Raw genomic sequence first — 16,462 nt, 5'->3', positions numbered from 1 at the left:
CTTCTTTTCCTGCGCCGCTAGTCGAGCGCGATGCTCAGCGTCTGCCGGGCATTGCAGGGGTAGCCGTGGCGCAGGTGCAGGGTGCGCTCGTCGAGGTTCATCACCACCGCGAACAAGGTCTCCATGCGCTCGGCCTCGGGCAGGTCGTTGTCAGTGTGCTTGCAGATCGACATGGGCGCATTGTGGTGGTCGCTCAGTACGTCGAACAGCGCGCTGACGCTGGCCTCGGGCGGTGGGTCGAGCAACTCATCGAGGCGGCGCAGGCGCACATGGGAGTCGGGCTTGGGGAAGTCGGCGACACAGGCGGTGGTGGCCGCGGCGTAGAGGTGGTTGGTGTGGGTCACCCGCCCGTCGCGGGCCTCGAGTACCCCCGGTGGCCCGGGCTGTACCTCGAAACCGGCGGCCTGGCCTGCAGCGCTGGCGACCAGAAAGTGTGCCGGTGAGGCGACGCGGTCTTCCGCGACGATGCGCTGGGCGCTGGCGAAACCGTCGCTTTCGAGAAGCTTGCGCAGGGCGACGTGGATCGGCAGGCCGTCGCCGCAGGTCTGCGAGCGGATGGCGTTGAGACACACGCCGAGGCCGTGGGCGTTGAGGCCTATCTTGGCCAGCATCCCCGCCTCGCCGACGCTGACCAGCGGCGGAGCGTCGTCGCCCTCTATGTGCAGTACCACCACGTTATCGAGCTGGTCGAGGCGCCAGTCCCAGTTCTGGGCCAGCCACTGCCGACCCTGCTGGTAGAGCGAGAAGGCGGAACAGCCGCCGCTGGCTTGGGTTAGCGAGATCTCACTGCGGCAGTTGAGGGTGAGGATGTCGTCGCGCTGCAGGTCGGCGCCCTCGGCAATGCCCTCGAGCTCATCCAGGATCGCCGGAAAGCCGCGTTCGATAGCCGGTATAAAGCGTCGCGCCGCCTGTCGGGCTGCAGCCCAGTCGAGGCCTGCAAAGTCTTGAAACAGCCGGTCATAGGCCTCAATGCTGCGCTGAATCTGTGCGGCGTGGCGCTGGCCATGGACCACGCCAATAGCATGGCGGCTACCACGCAGTTGGGTTACGTTGAGCATGCGGCGTGCACCTCGGGCGGATTTACTCAAGCCTACCGCGAACAGCGTTGAAGTGCAGGTGTCACGGACTTGCTCGCCCTTGATGGCCGACACTGCGCGCCGATGCCTGGATTCCGCGCCTTATTCAATGTTTGAGGAAAGGGCGCGGCTGACAGCTACCGAAGGGCATCAGGCGTCCCCAAACGACTAAATACGTCACTGATACCGTGAGGTGAGAAGGATGGATATAGAGTGTTAAAAAAGGGGGCGCGTTAAATGCTGCTTTTCATAATTTGCCGTCCCATTGCTGAAAGCAGTTACCCTATTCGGCCCCTTATACTGTTTTCATTCCCTTACCCCACTGGAGGTAGCGTCCCATGAGCCACACCCCAAACCGTCAGGATTTCGATCACTATATGGCGCCCAATTACGCCCCGCAGCAGGTCATCCCGGTGCGAGGAGAAGGCAGCCGCTTGTGGGACCAGCAGGGGCGTGAATATATCGATTTTGCCGGGGGCATCGCGGTCAATTCCCTGGGGCACTGCCATCCGGTACTGGTCGATGCGCTAAAGGATCAGGGTGAAAAGCTGTGGCACCTTTCCAATGTGTTTACCAACGAGCCAGCGCTGAACCTGGCCAAGGCGCTGGTCGATCGGACCTTCGCCGATAAGGTCTTCCTGTGCTCCTCCGGCGGTGAAGCCAATGAGGCCGCGTTGAAGCTGGCTCGCCGCTGGGCTGTGGATAACCACGGTGAGCATAAAGATAAAATCATCTCGTTTTATCAGTCGTTCCATGGGCGCACTTTTTTCACCGTGAGCGTGGGGGGGCAGCCCAAGTATTCACAGGGGTTTGGTCCGGTGCCCGGTGGTATCCTGCATGCCGACTACAATGATCTGGAAAGTGTGCGCAAGTTGGTAGGCGACGACACCTGCGCGATCATGGTCGAGCCCATGCAGGGCGAGGGCGGCATCGTGCCCGGCACGCAGGACTTCCTCCAGGGGCTGCGCGATCTGTGCGACGAGCACAATGCGCTGTTGATCTTTGATGAAGTGCAAACCGGCGTGGGCCGCAGCGGCGAACTCTACGCGTATAAAAATTACGGTATTACCCCGGATATTCTCACCAGCGCCAAATCCCTGGGCGGTGGTTTCCCTGTGGGGGCAATGCTGGCGACTGATGCGGTGGCAAAATCATTGGTTATCGGTACCCACGGCTCCACCTACGGCGGCAACGCGCTGGCATCTGCCGTTGCCCTGGCGGCGGTCGAGTTTATCGATACTCCCGAGGTACTTGAAGGTGTCAAAAAGCGTCATGACCTGTTTCGCGAGCACCTTGAAACCATCAATCGCAAGTACGGCGTGTTTAAAGAGATTCGCGGTATGGGCCTGCTGATGGGCGCCCAAATGTCCGATGCCTATGAAGGACGTGCCAAAGATATCCTTCCACTGGCGATTGAAGAGGGCTTGATGGCGCTGATTGCCGGGCCCAATGTGCTGCGCATGGCGCCTTCCCTGGTCATTCCGGAAGCGGACATCGCCGAGGGCATGGCCCGCCTGGAACGTGCGATTGAACGGTTAGTTGCCGCCACATGAGTGAAGCCGTAGCAACCCCCGTCTCAAATGCTGAGGGAGCGTTGAGGATGCTGGTAATTCGACCGGTGAAAATGGCCGACCTGGCGGCGCTGGAACAGCTAGCCGAGCACGCAGTACCCAGGCTCACCAATCTACCCGCCAACCGCGAGCGTCTTGAAGAGCGGATTGTGCGCTCCGAGGCGGCCTTCAGCGGCGAGGTGGAGTTCCCCGGCAACGAGCACTATACGTTCGTGCTGGCGGACGACGCCAGTGGCGAAGTGCTGGGCACGGCGACCATTCGCGCTCAGGCAGGCGCTAATGAGGCCTATTACACCTATCGCCAGGAAACGCTGATTCACGCCTCCCAGCAGCTCAACGTTCGCCGGGAAGTGCAAACCCTGGCGCTTTCCCATGAAGTCTCGGATGCCACCCTGCTGTGTGCCTTTTCGCTTAATCCGCGCTACAAGGGCACCAGTGCCGAAAGCTTGCTACGCCGTGCACGGCTGATGTTTATCGCCCAGTACCCTGAGCGCTTTTCGCGCATTCTGGCGGTGGCATTCCCAGGCTATCTGGATACGCGCAGCGAGTCGCCATTCTGGGAGAGCGTGGGGCGGCACTTTTTCGCCCGCAGCTTCCAGGAGATGAATCATATTGCCGGGGTGCGCTCGAAAAGCTTTATCGCCGAAGTCATGCCCCAGTTTCCCCTCTACCTGCCCCTGCTAACGCCCCAGGCGCGGGCAGCGATTGGCCGTGAACACCCGGCCCATGAAGAGGCCCTGGAAGAAATGCTGGCGGAGGGCTTTGTGCGCTCGCGCCATGTGGATATTTTCGACGCCGGGCCGATTGTCAAAACCGAACGTGAGCGCCTGGAAACCTTCCGCTCGGCAGCGTGGCACCCGGTCCGGGTTCGTCCTGAACACGCGCTTCCTGACGCGGAACCGGCGATGATTGCCAACCAGAAACTGGGGGGCTTCCGCTGCATTGTGGCACGCTATGCGCTGTCGCCTACCGGTCAGTTGATGCTGTCGCCCGAGCATGCCGAACGCTTGGGCGTGGAAGAGGGCCGCGCGGTGCTCGCCGCGCCGTTAACCTTGCCCAGCGCGGTAGATGCGCTTGATGAAGGAGAAATGTAATGCGCATTCGACCCATTGCCCGGGATGATCTTGATGGGCTCCAGGCGCTTGCGCAGCAGGCCGGTGTGGGGTTTACCTCGTTGCCGGATAATCGCGAGTTCCTGGCTGGCAAGATTGAAGCTGCTGCCCGCGCTTTTGAAGAGCGCACCCCAGTGGATGACCGGCTTTATTTCTTCGTTCTGGAAGACGAAGACAACGGCGAACTCGCGGGTTGTTGCGCGATTGAGGGCCAGGTCGGTCGCGAAGTGCCGTTCTACAATTACCGGCTGGGCACGCTGGCGCATTCCTCTGTACAGCTGGATTTGCACCGCACCATCGACACGCTGTTTTTAAGCTCCGACCATACCGGCGATGCCGAAGTGTGCTCGCTTTTTCTGCGCCCGGAATACCGCGGCGAAGCCAACAAGCATTTGCGCAACGGCGCGTTGCTCTCCAAGGCGCGCTGGCTGTTTATCGCCCAGTTCCGCGACCGTTTCCCCGATAAAGTGCTGGCGGAAATGCGCGGCGTTTTTGATGAGCACAACACCAGCCCCTTCTGGGAAAGTCTGGGCAAACACTTTTTTCCAATGGATTTCAATGAGGCCGATCGCCTGACCGGTCTTGGGCAAAAGAGTTTTATCGGCGAGCTGATGCCCAAGTTCCCGATCTATACCACCTTTATGTCAGAAGACGCGCGTGCCTGCATTGGGCAGGTGCATCGGCATACCCGCCCGGCCATGGAAATGCTTAGAAAAGAGGGGCTTCGTTGGGAGGGGTATATCGATATTTTCGACGGTGGCCCAACGGTGGAAGCCTACATTGACGATGTACGCGCCATCCGCAACTCACGGCTCTGCCAAGTGGAGGTGGCCAACAGCGCGCCGCAGGAGAGCCTCAGCCGCTGGCTTGCCGCGACCACCGATATGCTCAGCTTTACCGCGAGCTGGATAGGCCGTGCCCCCACTGAAGACAATACTATCGTGCTGAGTGAAGCCGAAGCACAGCGTTTGAGTGTCACTACCGGTGATCATTTACGGCTACTCGAGACCTAGGCGACGTTTACAGGAGAGTTTTATATGCACGCCCAACAGCAGCAACTGATCAACGGCGCCTGGGTAGCTGGCGAAGCAGCGACTTTGACGAAGGTTGACCCGGTTTCCGGGGCACTGCTTTGGCAAGGGGCGGAAGCCTCCGGTGAGCAGGTCGCCTCAGCCGTCAGCGCCGCACGTAGCGCCTTTCCCGACTGGGCGCGCACGCCGTTTGCCGACCGCCAGGCGCTGGTCGAGCGTTTTGTCGAGGTGCTGACCGCCCGCCGCGAAGCGCTGGCTGTCGCCATTGCCTCCGAGACCGGCAAGCCGCTCTGGGAAGCGCGCACCGAAGCGGGCGCGATGATCGGTAAAGTGGCGCTTTCACTCAAGGCTTACCATGAGCGCACCGGCGAACGGGAAAAAGACGTCGGTAGCGCCAAAGCCGTGCTGCGCCATCGCCCCCACGGCGTGATGGCGGTGTTCGGTCCCTACAATTTCCCGGGTCATCTGCCCAACGGCCATATGGTGCCCGCGCTGTTGGCGGGAAACTGTGTCGTCTTCAAGCCCAGCGACCAGACGCCGCTGACCGCCGATTTGACCCTGCAGTGCTGGCTGGAAGCCGGTCTGCCCGCAGGCGTCATCAACCTGGTGCAGGGCGGTGTGCCGGTTGGTCAGGCGTTGGCAGCTAACCCTGATATTGATGGCCTGCTGTTTACCGGTAGCGCCAAGGTGGGCGGCATGCTCCACCAGCAGTTTGCCGGTCAACTGGATAAAATCCTCGCGCTGGAGCTTGGCGGTAACAATCCGCTGGTGGTGAAAGACGTGGAAGATGAGCGCGCCGCGGTGCTGAGCATTCTGCAGTCGGCGTTTCTCTCCGGCGGCCAGCGCTGTACCTGCGCGCGGCGCTTGATGGTGCCTAAGGGCGAGGTCGGTGACAGGCTGATCGACGCGCTGTCAGACGCTATCGCCAAGCTGCACGTGGCGGGCCAGTTCGAGGAAGAACCTGCGCCGTTTTTCGGGGGCTTGGTCAGCGTGGCGGCCGCGGATGGTCTGCTCAAGGCCCAGGATGAGCTGGAGTCCATGGGCGGCACGGTGATCAATCGTATGCAGCGTCTACAGGACAACACCAGCCTGCTCAGCCCCGCGCTGATCGACGTGACCGGCTTGGACGTGCCCGACGAGGAGCACTTCGGCCCGCTGCTGAAAATCCACCGCTATGACGACTGGGATGAAGCGGTACAACTTGCCAACAACACCCGTTACGGGCTTTCCGCCGGATTAATTGGCGGCGATCAAGCCGACTGGGACGACTTCCTGCTGCGCATTCGCGCCGGGATCGTCAACTGGAACCGCCAGACGACCGGTGCGTCCGGTGACGCGCCCTTCGGTGGCGTAGGGGATAGTGGCAACCACCGCCCCAGCGCCTACTATGCGGCGGATTACTGCGCCTACCCGGTGGCTTCCATGGAAGCCGACAGCCTGGAAATGCCCGACACCTTGCCGCCGGGGGTCAGCTTATGAACACGGCGACCATCAGCAACGTCCAGGAAGTCAATTTCGATGGCCTGGTCGGCCCGACCCATAATTACTCGGGCCTGGCCGTGGGTAACGTGGCCTCGATGAGCCACGGCGGCCTGGTGTCCAGCCCCAAAGAGGGCGCGCTGCAGGGGCTCTTGAAGATGAAGTCGCTGATGGACGCGGGCTATGCCCAGGGCGTTCTGCCACCCCAGCAGCGGCCGGATATCGGTGCGCTGCGCGATCTGGGCTTTAGCGGCAGCAACCGTGAGGTATTGGCCTGTGCTGCCAAAGAGGCGCCGCAGCTGCTCCGCGCGGTCTGCTCCGCGTCCAGCATGTGGACCGCCAACGCGGGTACCATCACGCCCAGCATGGATTCACCGGACAGTCGGGTACATTTTACGCCGGCCAACCTGCAGTCTAGCTTCCACCGCTACCTGGAGCCGCAAACGACGGGGCGTGTGCTGCAAGCGATCTTCCGCGACGAACGGCATTTCGCGCACCACCCGGTGCTGCCCGCCACCCCGGCCTTTTCCGATGAGGGCGCGGCCAATCACACCCGCCTATGCGGTGAGTACGGCGAACCCGGCGTGCACCTGTTTGTGTATGGCCGCCAGGCGTTTGGTGACGTGCGAAGCGGCGAGCGCGAACCCAAGCGTTATCCTGCCCGGCAAACCCTGGAAGCCAGCCAGGCGGTGGCCCGTCAGCACGGATTGACGGCGTCGCAAACCGTATTTGCCCAACAGCATCCGAACGCCATCGACGCAGGTGTGTTCCATAACGATGTCATCGCCGTGGGCAACGGCCCCGTGCTGCTCTATCACGAAATGGCCTTCTTGGATGAAGAGGGCACACTCGATGAACTTCGCTACAAAATGGCCACGCCATTAATTCCCGTGCGGGTACCCGTAGAGGCGGTGAGTATGGAAGATGCGGTCGCGTCTTATCTGTTCAACTCACAACTCCTCTCCAATCCGGATGGCACCATGACCCTGGTGGTGCCCGGCGAATGCCAGGAGCGCGAGGCGGTATGGCGTACCATCCAGGACTACCTGTTGGCGGGGAATAATCCGATCAGTGAGGTGATGGTCAAGGACGTCAAGCAGAGCATGCGCAACGGCGGCGGCCCTGCCTGCCTGCGCCTGCGTGTGGCTCTTTCCGAGGCAGAACGAGCTGCGCTTACCGGCCGCGTACTGCTCACCGATGCGCTTTACGATGATCTGACCGCTTGGGTAAATCGCCACTACCGCGACCGCCTCGCCCCGGATGATTTGGCCGACCCGCAGCTCGCGGAAGAATCTCTGGTCGCGCTGGATGAGCTTACCCAATTGCTCAAGATCGGGCCTGTTTACCCGTTTCAGTTGGGGTAAGGGCTTAAGCTAAGCTAGCAACCAAAACGCCAAGGCCATGCCTTGGCGTTTTGCATACGATAAGTCCAAGATATCTCAGGTAACTGACGCCTAGAGATTCGCATATGGAAGCCATTATTCGTCGAACCGACGACAAAGCGTTCGCGGAAAACATCATTCGTCAGAACATGTCTGCCTACTATAAGCACCTGGATATGCACTGGGATCCTGACTTGTTCGATAAAAACTGGGACGAGTTTGATAGCTATGCGTTAGTCGTAAATGCTTGCCCAGTTGGTTTGTTATGCTTAAATCGTGAGGCAGGTGCTTACTATATTCGAGAACTGCAAATTGATCAGAAATGGCAGCGACAGGGCCTGGGTACCGCAGCAATCCGATACGCAATGGCAATCGCCCAACAAGCGAACGTTGACTTACTTAGACTACGCGTATTTTCTATCAACCCGGCAACTGCTTTATACGAGCGTATGGGGTTTCGCATTCTCAAAACCGAAGGCGGAACTCACTATATGGAGCGGAGCATTTTCTAACCCAATCAAGTAGCTCGGGTTTGACGATTAAAGGCGCGTGCCGGCATCGCCAGCAGCGCTCAATATTGCAACCTTCATGATATGTCTCTCTTGGATAACTTAGTTAAGTTGCTTGGCTTTGCCAATGTTGAGCAGGGCAATCCCTCCACCAATCAGCAGGGCGCCTGGTAGCAGGCCCTCGGGGGTGGTTTCTCCCTGCAGCAGAATGGCGACGGGTACACCCACCACGGCGCCGACGGAACCCAGTAGGCTTAGAAACACTGGCCCGCCACTTTTCTGTAGCAGGAAAAGCAGCAAGAACTGGCCTGCGAAGACGACCGCTTGAACGGCAATCAGTATGATCGGCAGGGAGCGGCCTGTCGGAACTTGCAGCGAGAAGTCCGGCAGAAAACCCACGCTGAGTAGAATGATGGCGGCGGCGATGAGCATCCCCGGCGCCAGCGCATCGCTGGATACACCTTCTGGCCAGCGCAAGGTTCTGTAAAGATTACCGATGGCCAGCAGCACCGGGCCGATTAAAGCGAGGAGAATCCAGAGGTAATCGGCATCAGGCGCAGAAAGCTTATGAAAGGCCAGGGTGATGGCCCCTGCCAGGGCTGATACGACCCCGGCCGCACGCAACACCTGGAACCGTTCCATGTTTAACGCTAGTGCGCCGAGGTAGGTGAGTAGCGGTGGCAGGGTGATGATCAATGCCACGAAACCGGCACCCACATGGGGGATGGCAGTGAAGAAGAGTAGGTTGGCACCCGCTACGCCGAGCAGTCCTGACATGGCGTAATACTTGACGGTGCGACGGTTAACGGGCGGTAGATTACGGCGGAAGGCGGCAAGAACCAACAAAATGAGTGCCGCCCCTGAAATCGACCAGAACAGAAACGCGAGCGCTGATAGCTGAATATCACCGGCTAGTTTCGCCAAATTGGTCGACAGACCCAGCAAAGCGCCACCGGCTAAAAGGTATACCAGTGGGGCAAGCCAAGCGCTTTTGCATGGGGGAGTTGTGCGGGCAGTGCTTGATAGCGTCATTGGCGAAGTTCTCATTCGTACCGTTTTTGAAAGTATCTTGATATCAAGATATGTGCGATTAATCTTGACGTCAAGCTAGTCAGGCGCAAAATACGCTTATGGATCATGTAGACAACATTCTCAAACAGTGGCGGCAGGAGAGGCCCGACCTCGACGTTGTGCCGATGGGTACCATCGGGCGGGTCAAGCGGCTGAACCACACTTTCATGCGTGCAATGGAGAAGACCTGGGCGGAATACGGCCTGACGGATGCCAGTTTTGACGTTCTGGCGACCCTTCGCAGAGAGGGGGAACCCTACGCGCTATCGCCGGGTGATTTGATGGCATCCACGATGGTGACGTCGGGCACCATGACCCACCGTATCAACCAGCTGGAAAAGGCGGGTTTGATTGAGCGGGTTAAAAACCCCGACGATGGCCGTGGTTTTCTCATTTCTCTTTCCCAGCGTGGGTTTGATTTGATCGACGAAGCCGTGGCCGCCCATGTGGAAACCCAGGCGCAGCTGGTGAGTGGCCTGAGTAAAGAGCAACGAGAGCAACTGGATGACCTGCTCAGGCAGTTCCTGGCGGTGTTTGAGTCATAGAGAGGCGTTTTACGTCAAACAAACCCGCTGCGATGGCGGTTGGCTTGACCTCGTGTAGACTCTTAACTGTCTTTAAAACCGACCAGCCAAAGACCCGAGCAGCTTAATGACCACCTCGAATAACGCTTTTTCCGATGCTGAGCGGCGCGGGCTCTACCGCGCCATCTTTGAACGGCGCGATGTGCGCTCTCAGTTTCTGCCTGACCGGATCCCCCCTGACGTGCTGACCCGCTTGTTGGAGGCCGCGCACCATGCGCCTTCCGTTGGCTTTATGCAGCCATGGGATTTCATCGTGATTGAAAGTCGCGACGTCAGGGAAACGGTGCTGGCAATGTTCGAACAGGAGAACCAGAAGGCCGCCGAGCGCTTTGAAGGCGAGCGTAAAGCGCATTATCGAAGCCTTAAGCTGCAAGGGATTATGGAAAGTCCAATTAATCTCTGTATCACCTGTGACCGGAGCCGGGGCGGCCCCCATGTGCTAGGGCGCAATAGCATTGTGGAAACCGACCTGTTTAGCACTTGTTTGGCGGTGCAAAACCTCTGGCTGGCAGCGCGGGCGGAAGGGATTGGCGTTGGTTGGGTGAGTATTCTTGACCAGGAACAGCTGAGCACGGCGTTAAGCCTGCCTGAGCATGTTTACCCGCTGGCGTATCTCTGTCTTGGCTACGTGAGCGAGTTTTTAGACCAGCCTGAGCTTGAAGCCAAAGGCTGGCGCTCTCGCCTACCATTAAGTGAACTTGTGCATGGAGATAAGTGGGGGCAGCCGCTGAACAGTGGTTAATGAGAAAACCTCTATATGGAGGGCCTCGTCGTTGCTCCAGGCCCACCTGTATTGGGTTTGCGGCGCAGGCTTTTGTCTTCGTACATGCGCTCATCTGCCAGAGCAAATACCTGCTGGGCAGGCGCTTCGCTGGAGCTTGCGCATCCCAAGCTTACATGAAGCGCCAGTTCTTCGCGTTCGCCGTTGGCAGTGTCGATGGTACAGCGCTGGTCGGGAAGGTGTTCCCGGATCAGACTGGCCATACGCTTGGCTGCTGCCAGGTCGGCAGAGGGAAACAGAATGACGAACTCATCGCCACCGTAGCGTGCCAGTACGTCACTGTCCCGGCAGTGACGTTGCAGATACCTGGCAACGCTGGCAATCAGTTGGTCGCCTGCGACATGCCCAAGATGGTCGTTCACTTCCTTGAGTCTATCGACATCCAACATCAGCACAGCAAAATCCAGGTTTGGCGTCTGGGCCTTGCTCTGGATACTCATCTGCAGCGCCGATTCCAGAAATCCTCGGTTATAAAGGCCGGTGAGCCCGTCACGCTCAGCGGTTTTCTTCAGTTCCAAATGCAGCAATTTATTTTCGGTAGCGGCCGCCAACTGGTCGGCAAAGAGGGAGAGTATTTGCTCCAAGCCATCGTCCCGGTTGGGAGCTTTCACGAACAGCCAACCTTCGTACATGCTTAAACGGGCTCCCATGGGCATTATATAGAGATTCTCACTTTCTTCTGTTTGTGGCAGTTTGACCGGATGTTCTCTTTGCTCATGAACGCTGGCCAATAAGCGCTTCAGGCGTTGTTCATCTTTTGGGCTTAGCCCCGCAACAGCCGCGTAGCGTGTTATTTCAGAGCGTTGCGGTTCCTGGAGAAAAACGGCAAAGCCGTAGCCGGGAAAGTGAGTATGTAGGTGGTTTAAAGAGTCATTCAGCAGGGAGTGGATATTGATCGCGCGATTGGCGACTGCTCCGAGATCCAACAGGGCGTGAAAAACCCGGTTCTGAAACTTAATCTCGCCAATGCTACGGCCAATCTGACGATTCTGACTGTACGTGACGCGACCAATGGTTAGAAAATAGACCACTGCCCCCGCCCACTGGTAGATGTCTAAGTTGTTACTCACATAAGGTCGAAAAGTAAACCCTGTCAAGGCACTTCCAATCAGGGCCGCGACGATAAAAAGTAGGGCTGAAACCATCATCTTCCTAAGTCCGCCGACCACTAAATTGTTCATCAGGCAGGCAAGCCCGATGGTAATGGTGGCTAACGCGTAAAAATCCAGCACGCTGCACCAAAAACCAAACAGCAGGCTGTCGAAGAGGAGATTCCTGAACTCGGCACGCTTGGAATTCTGAGCGTTTGCCGCAAGCGCGTAGGCGACGCCGGGCCACAGCAGCAGCAACATCCCTGGCAGAATAAGCGTCCAGCCGCTGCCTTCTACGACAGCGATCCATACGGTTAGCCCGAAGGTATGGCAAAAGGCAAAAACTCGTGGGGCAATTGTTGCCAATGCAAGACGATGCGTACGTCTTAATAAAGGTTGCATTCGTGAGCTGTATCCAACGTCATTTGATTAACAGACTAGCACCTAAGAGATTGATCAGCCCTAATCTAGCGTTAGGCCAATAGCGTGGTGAGCCTACCTTTTGATCCTGGGTTTTAGGCCGTGTCAGAGCGTATCGATTGGATGTGATGAAGCCTGACTTCATCTGATGATCTTGCCGTCAAAATCTCTGACCAGCGGCGGGTTGAGAAGTGTCGGCGCTGGTCAGCCTTCCCATAAATCGCTAATGTATTCGTTTGTGCTAAACAAGGTAGAGCGCCATTTATGCAAAGCGATATCGCCCTTCAGCGACTGAGTGCTGACGATCCAAATGCTGAAATCGTCGCGGGCTGGACATTTGCAACCTGGGGGCATTTACACCCTGGCCTCACCCCAGAACAGGCTATTGAACGTTTAAAAGCCGAATGTGGTCAGGCTGGGGTGCCTTCCATCTTTGTCGCCATGCAAGGCGAAACCCCGGTGGGAACCGCCAGCCTGATTGCCGATGACATGAGCATCCGCCGTGAACTTGCCCCCTGGCTGGCCTCAGTATTTGTCGTGCCCGAGTGGCGGGGGCGGGGTATTGCGTCTGCATTGGTGCGCCGGGTAGAAGCAGAGGCCGTTGAGAACGGCATCGAGCACTTCTATCTCTACACCCCTGATCAGCAGTCGCTCTATCGGCATTTGGGGTGGCAAGATGTAGAAAGCCTTGAGTACCGGGGCGAAACCGTCACGGTGATGTCACGGCAGTTGAGGCTTTAGGGGCGTATTGCCGCCCGTGGCTGCACCCACCTGAATAGGCAAGGTATTAAGGATGGTGACTTAATCTCTTAACGTTTGTCGCCTATGCTTAGGGTGAATAGCATTTACGCACCGACAAAGGCATCGCGATGAGTCATGCACTAACGGGACACAATCGCCCTCAGCAAGTGATTGAAGCCATCCAGCAGGTCAACGCGCCGCTGGCCGCGGCGACCCGCCAAGCCAAATACGCCAAGATGGCGGCGTCGCCGTATCGTTTCTTTCGGGGTACCAATCATTTGTATTGGCAAGACGTATGGCACGACTGGCGCTTTGCGTTATTTGGGGGTTGGCCCAATACCCAGACCTGGCTGCAAGGTGACGCCCATGTCTACAACTTTGGTGCCTACGGTCATCATGATGACCAAGTGCGCTACGGTATGGACGATTTTGACGATGCGCTGATCGGCGACTACCAGTATGACTTGTGGCGGCTGGCCATCAGCGTGGTATTGGATGGCCGTGAAAATGTTGAACTTAGCCCCAAGGCCATTGATAAAGCGCTAAACAAGCTATTGGAAAGTTACTATCACACCTTGGCAGATCACACCGATGATGTGTGCATAGAGGCGGTGACGCTGGATAGCGCAAAAGGGCAGTTGAAACCTTTCATGAGCAAGGTGGCGGATAAGCAAAGCCGTGCGCGGATGCTGGAAAAGTGGACCACCCTCGACGACCAGCATGGCCGTCGGTTTGCGGAACGTCCCGGAAAACTAGCCAACTTGCCAGCAGACATGGCCAGCCAGTTGCGTCGGCTGATCGAGCAGGAATACCAGCAAACGCTTCAGGATCCGATAAAAGAGAGCGATCCCCGTCATTTCCGCGTAAAAGACACGGCTCGCCGGTTAGATGCGGGCACCGGTTCGCTCGGGGTGGAGCGCTACTATGTGTTGATTGAAGGGGGCGCTGATCATGAACACGACGACATCATTCTGGATGTTAAAGAGCAGGTGACCCCGGAAGCGTATCGCTTTATGGACAAGCCCCAAAAGCAAGTATGGCGGAGGCTATTCCCCAATGAAGGTATTCGCCATGCGGCAGCATTTCATGCCATTGCGGAACATCCGGATGCCTATCTGGGTTGGCTCACCATGAATGAAAAGGTATTTTCGGTCCGTGAGCGCTCTCCCTTCAAGAAGGACTTCCCCACCCACAAGCTGTCCGGTGGCAAGCCATATCGCAAGCTCGCGCAGCAGTGGGGGCAGATCCTCGCCCGGGAACACCTGCGCGGTGCGCAAGCGCTGAATAACGGGGATCACCGGCCGTTTGCCATGGCGGTTTGTCAGCGGCTTAAAGGGCGTGAAGAAAAGTTTGTGGATGTCGTGTCGACCCTGGCGATGGCTTACGCTGACTGCGTCGAGCAGGACTACAGCGTGTTTATTGATCACTTCCTGGCGACCGATTCCCCTTAGATTGGGCAGCCGCCTGGGTGGCGGTGACGATGATTACTGTGTTTGCCGCCTGCCGATTATAAAGCCATGTTCCTCGAATGACTCGGACCATACCACGCAGCGGTTACGGCCGCTGCGTTTGGCATGATAAAGCGCTTCATCAGCGAGTCGAAGAAGCTTATGCGGGTCATGAGTGTGGTCGGGGTAGGTGGCGATGCCGCAAGACAGTGTGATCCGTCTGAGTGTGGTTCCCTGGTGGTCGCAAGCGCATTGGGCAATTGAGGCTAACAGCGTATTGGCGCTGGACTCGGCTGTTTTGGCAGAGGTATCCGGGAGGAGCGCGACAAATTCTTCGCCCCCGATTCGGCAGACTATGCCCAGATCCACGAAGTGTTGAGTGAGTAAAGAGGCCATTTTGACCAGAACCGCATCGCCTGCATCGTGGCCAAAGTAATCGTTGATGTCCTTGAAATGATCAATATCCAGCATTAACAGCGAGACTTTTGTGCCATGTTGTTGAGCACGCCGGCATTCGTGATCGAATACCGTATTGAAATGGCGCCGGTTGTGAAGGCCGGTCAGGGGGTCTTCAAACGAGAGTCCCTCTAACTCGCGAACCAACTGCCCAAGTTCTTCTGTTCGTGCAGCCACCTGCTGCTCAAGGGTTTCGTTGGCCATTGCCAGTTGTTGCTGGGTGCGTCGGTAGTGCCACAAAAAGATGGCCGCAATAGCCAAGGAAAAAACCAGACTGCCATAGCTCAACGGCACCGTTCGCCAGGCCACAAAGCCATGAGCGACGGCCATATCGGCAAGTAGCAACGGAGCAAAAAAGGTGAAGCTCAGTACCAGCAAGCGCTGTTCAAGATTGAGTCGGCGAAAGCGAAAGAGGGCGAGCAACAGCATAACAGGCAAGGTGATGGCCAGCAGAACATCAAACACCGGGAAGGTGATCGAGAGGCTGATAATGCCTAACTGCACCAGGCCCATGGCCATCACCAGGTAAGCCAGGTGTAAGGCCCAGAGTCGTTTGATCCAGCGTTTGGCCGTTCCCTCAAGCCAATGGCTGAGTAGCATCCCCAGTGCGATCGGGAGGGTGTAGTAGCTGCCTGCTCTAAGCATATCCCAAGCCAGGGGACCATCGGCGATCAACTGGCGGGCGGGTGCCTCGGCAAGCAGCATCAGCCCAGAGGCGTAGGCGAACAGTGCGGTGGCCAGGAAACCACGTCTTTCAGGCCCGATAAGGGCGAAAATAGTGGCCAGAATGGCAAGTACCAATACCAGCGCACTGACACCAAGGTCCTGGGCTGACTCATGGATGACGTGTTTGAGTACATCAATACGCTCCATTACCTGTACTTCGCCCCAAAGACCAATACTGGTGTAGTAGGAATATAGGCGGAAGGCCAGTGGCTCGCCTGCAGTGTCTTCAGGCAGGTCGATCATGTGCCAAGGCCAGCCGGCAAAATCCCCTCGCCCCTGGTCGTCAAATTCCCCGTACTGATAAATCAGCTCATCACCGAGGTAGGCCTGGCCAATGAGATTGATACTGGTGATATAAAGGACGGGGTCGTTCCAATCGCCCTCAGGCAATGTCGTGCGTAACCAAAGGTGCTGATGCCCCTCGCGACCCGGTGGGTTAGAGGGAGACACCGTTGATAGCCAGTCGGCGGATTCATCATCTAGCCACTCAGGCTCGCCGTTAGCATCCCGGGGCGAGTCGCCCCAGCGGTATTCCCAGTCCATTAGCGGCTGAGGTGGAGCTGCCGCTTTGACGCCATTAGAGAGTGTCGCCAGCACAATGAGTGAGACGATCAGCAGAATAAAATGGCGTATGGCGAACCCACGGGGCAGCATGGCGAACGTCCTCGTTTTTTATAGCGGTCATTCTGCTGATTCAAGGCAACAACAATACTCACGACCTATGGTTGATGCAGCGTGATACGAGAGCTTAAGCGCTTTAGCCCATTTTAACCAAAAAGGACGCCAAGGCGATGCTGTTTCTTCAACGATCCCTCGGTGGGGTGATGTCAAAAAATACAAACGTAGATGCCAGTCAAGGGTCTTTCTTAAAGTGGTTGCGAAAACTCTTTAATTTACAGGATGTTGCCCCGCCGGGATTTTATGCCCGTGTTCGAGTCAGCAAGGTAAGTGCTATTCTGCCTGCTTTAAAGTGGCGGAAATAAA

General features: G+C 57.6%; 14 protein-coding genes. 10 read left to right on the top strand and 4 right to left on the bottom strand.

Translation table 11 applies throughout. From position 1 onward, the window contains the following. Nucleotides 1-17: 17 nt before the first annotated feature. Entirely contained in the window at nt 18-1,058 is a 1,041-nt protein-coding gene (locus tag B7L15_RS04815) for a C45 family autoproteolytic acyltransferase/hydolase (RefSeq protein ID WP_085917866.1), read from the bottom strand. Nucleotides 1,059-1,414: 356 nt separating this feature from the next. Here B7L15_RS04815 and B7L15_RS04810 point away from each other — a divergent pair, with 356 nt between their 5' ends. From B7L15_RS04810 to B7L15_RS04785, 6 genes are all read left to right on the top strand, one after another. Then, the gene (locus tag B7L15_RS04810; RefSeq protein WP_085917865.1) at nt 1,415-2,629 is read left to right on the top strand and encodes an aspartate aminotransferase family protein; all 1,215 of its coding nucleotides are present in this window, start codon (nt 1,415-1,417) and stop codon (nt 2,627-2,629) included. Nucleotides 2,630-2,676: 47 nt separating this feature from the next. Further along, entirely contained in the window at nt 2,677-3,741 is a 1,065-nt protein-coding gene (locus B7L15_RS04805; protein ID WP_085917864.1) for an arginine N-succinyltransferase, read from the top strand. Continuing rightward, the gene (gene astA, locus B7L15_RS04800; RefSeq protein WP_085917863.1) at nt 3,741-4,772 is read left to right on the top strand and encodes an arginine N-succinyltransferase; all 1,032 of its coding nucleotides are present in this window, start codon (nt 3,741-3,743) and stop codon (nt 4,770-4,772) included. Before B7L15_RS04805 ends, astA begins: the two co-directional genes overlap by 1 nt. A 24-nt stretch (nt 4,773-4,796) precedes the next feature. Further along, nucleotides 4,797-6,269 carry a succinylglutamate-semialdehyde dehydrogenase gene (astD, locus tag B7L15_RS04795; RefSeq protein ID WP_085917862.1) on the top strand — a complete coding sequence of 491 codons (1,473 nt, stop codon included), beginning with the start codon at nt 4,797-4,799 and terminating at the stop codon, nt 6,267-6,269. Further along, the gene (astB, locus tag B7L15_RS04790; protein WP_085917861.1) at nt 6,266-7,633 is read left to right on the top strand and encodes an N-succinylarginine dihydrolase; all 1,368 of its coding nucleotides are present in this window, start codon (nt 6,266-6,268) and stop codon (nt 7,631-7,633) included. The genes astD and astB overlap by 4 nt, the downstream gene beginning before the upstream one ends. A gap of 104 nt (nt 7,634-7,737) precedes the next feature. Beyond that, nucleotides 7,738-8,163 carry a GNAT family N-acetyltransferase gene (locus B7L15_RS04785; RefSeq protein ID WP_085917860.1) on the top strand — a complete coding sequence of 142 codons (426 nt, stop codon included), beginning with the start codon at nt 7,738-7,740 and terminating at the stop codon, nt 8,161-8,163. A 99-nt stretch (nt 8,164-8,262) separates the two neighbouring features. On the opposite strand, the gene B7L15_RS04780 is transcribed toward B7L15_RS04785, so the two are convergent. Continuing rightward, complete coding sequence (locus tag B7L15_RS04780) at nt 8,263-9,192, bottom strand: DMT family transporter (RefSeq protein WP_085917859.1); 930 nt, start codon at nt 9,190-9,192, stop codon at nt 8,263-8,265. Between the two features lie 98 nt (nt 9,193-9,290). Here B7L15_RS04780 and B7L15_RS04775 point away from each other — a divergent pair, with 98 nt between their 5' ends. Both B7L15_RS04775 and bluB read left to right on the top strand, forming a co-directional pair. After that, nucleotides 9,291-9,776 (top strand): MarR family winged helix-turn-helix transcriptional regulator, encoded by a 486-nt coding sequence (locus tag B7L15_RS04775; RefSeq protein WP_085917858.1) that lies wholly within the window; start codon nt 9,291-9,293, stop codon nt 9,774-9,776. 106 nt (nt 9,777-9,882) lie between these two features. Next, nucleotides 9,883-10,557: a 5,6-dimethylbenzimidazole synthase gene (gene bluB / locus B7L15_RS04770; RefSeq protein WP_085917857.1), complete on the top strand. Its 675-nt coding sequence runs from the start codon at nt 9,883-9,885 to the stop codon at nt 10,555-10,557. An 11-nt stretch (nt 10,558-10,568) separates the two neighbouring features. On the opposite strand, the gene B7L15_RS04765 is transcribed toward bluB, so the two are convergent. Further along, nucleotides 10,569-12,089, bottom strand: coding sequence for a sensor domain-containing diguanylate cyclase (locus tag B7L15_RS04765; protein WP_085917856.1), 1,521 nt, complete (start codon nt 12,087-12,089; stop codon nt 10,569-10,571). 282 nt (nt 12,090-12,371) lie between these two features. Between B7L15_RS04765 and B7L15_RS04760 the strand changes: the two genes are divergently transcribed. Continuing rightward, a complete protein-coding gene (locus B7L15_RS04760) occupies nt 12,372-12,848 on the top strand; it encodes a GNAT family N-acetyltransferase (RefSeq protein ID WP_085917855.1) in 477 nt (158 codons plus the stop codon). Between the two features lie 128 nt (nt 12,849-12,976). Next, the gene (locus B7L15_RS04755) at nt 12,977-14,299 is read left to right on the top strand and encodes a DUF2252 domain-containing protein (protein WP_085917854.1); all 1,323 of its coding nucleotides are present in this window, start codon (nt 12,977-12,979) and stop codon (nt 14,297-14,299) included. Nucleotides 14,300-14,332: 33 nt separating this feature from the next. Here the strand turns inward: B7L15_RS04755 and B7L15_RS04750 are convergent, their stop codons facing one another. Next, nucleotides 14,333-16,132, bottom strand: coding sequence for a diguanylate cyclase (locus B7L15_RS04750; RefSeq protein WP_085917853.1), 1,800 nt, complete (start codon nt 16,130-16,132; stop codon nt 14,333-14,335). Between the last annotated feature and the right edge of the window lie 330 nt (nt 16,133-16,462).

The sequence above is a fragment of the Halomonas sp. CSM-2 genome (assembly GCF_002119345.1).
Lineage (GTDB): Bacteria > Pseudomonadota > Gammaproteobacteria > Pseudomonadales > Halomonadaceae > Vreelandella > Vreelandella janggokensis.
This window is presented reverse-complemented; position numbering and strand designations above follow the sequence as displayed.

Bases quoted from the DNA above. Each gene is read 5' to 3' on its own strand.
- B7L15_RS04815 (WP_085917866.1), bottom strand. From the start codon at position 1,058: ATGCTCAACGTAACCCAACTGCGTGGTAGCCGCCATGCTATTGGCGTG.
- B7L15_RS04810 (WP_085917865.1), top strand. From the start codon at position 1,415: ATGAGCCACACCCCAAACCGTCAGGATTTCGATCACTATATGGCGCCC.
- B7L15_RS04805 (WP_085917864.1), top strand. From the start codon at position 2,677: ATGCTGGTAATTCGACCGGTGAAAATGGCCGACCTGGCGGCGCTGGAA.
- astA (WP_085917863.1), top strand. From the start codon at position 3,741: ATGCGCATTCGACCCATTGCCCGGGATGATCTTGATGGGCTCCAGGCG.
- astD (WP_085917862.1), top strand. From the start codon at position 4,797: ATGCACGCCCAACAGCAGCAACTGATCAACGGCGCCTGGGTAGCTGGC.
- astB (WP_085917861.1), top strand. From the start codon at position 6,266: ATGAACACGGCGACCATCAGCAACGTCCAGGAAGTCAATTTCGATGGC.
- B7L15_RS04785 (WP_085917860.1), top strand. From the start codon at position 7,738: ATGGAAGCCATTATTCGTCGAACCGACGACAAAGCGTTCGCGGAAAAC.
- B7L15_RS04780 (WP_085917859.1), bottom strand. From the start codon at position 9,192: ATGACGCTATCAAGCACTGCCCGCACAACTCCCCCATGCAAAAGCGCT.
- B7L15_RS04775 (WP_085917858.1), top strand. From the start codon at position 9,291: ATGGATCATGTAGACAACATTCTCAAACAGTGGCGGCAGGAGAGGCCC.
- bluB (WP_085917857.1), top strand. From the start codon at position 9,883: ATGACCACCTCGAATAACGCTTTTTCCGATGCTGAGCGGCGCGGGCTC.
- B7L15_RS04765 (WP_085917856.1), bottom strand. From the start codon at position 12,089: ATGCAACCTTTATTAAGACGTACGCATCGTCTTGCATTGGCAACAATT.
- B7L15_RS04760 (WP_085917855.1), top strand. From the start codon at position 12,372: ATGCAAAGCGATATCGCCCTTCAGCGACTGAGTGCTGACGATCCAAAT.
- B7L15_RS04755 (WP_085917854.1), top strand. From the start codon at position 12,977: ATGAGTCATGCACTAACGGGACACAATCGCCCTCAGCAAGTGATTGAA.
- B7L15_RS04750 (WP_085917853.1), bottom strand. From the start codon at position 16,132: ATGCTGCCCCGTGGGTTCGCCATACGCCATTTTATTCTGCTGATCGTC.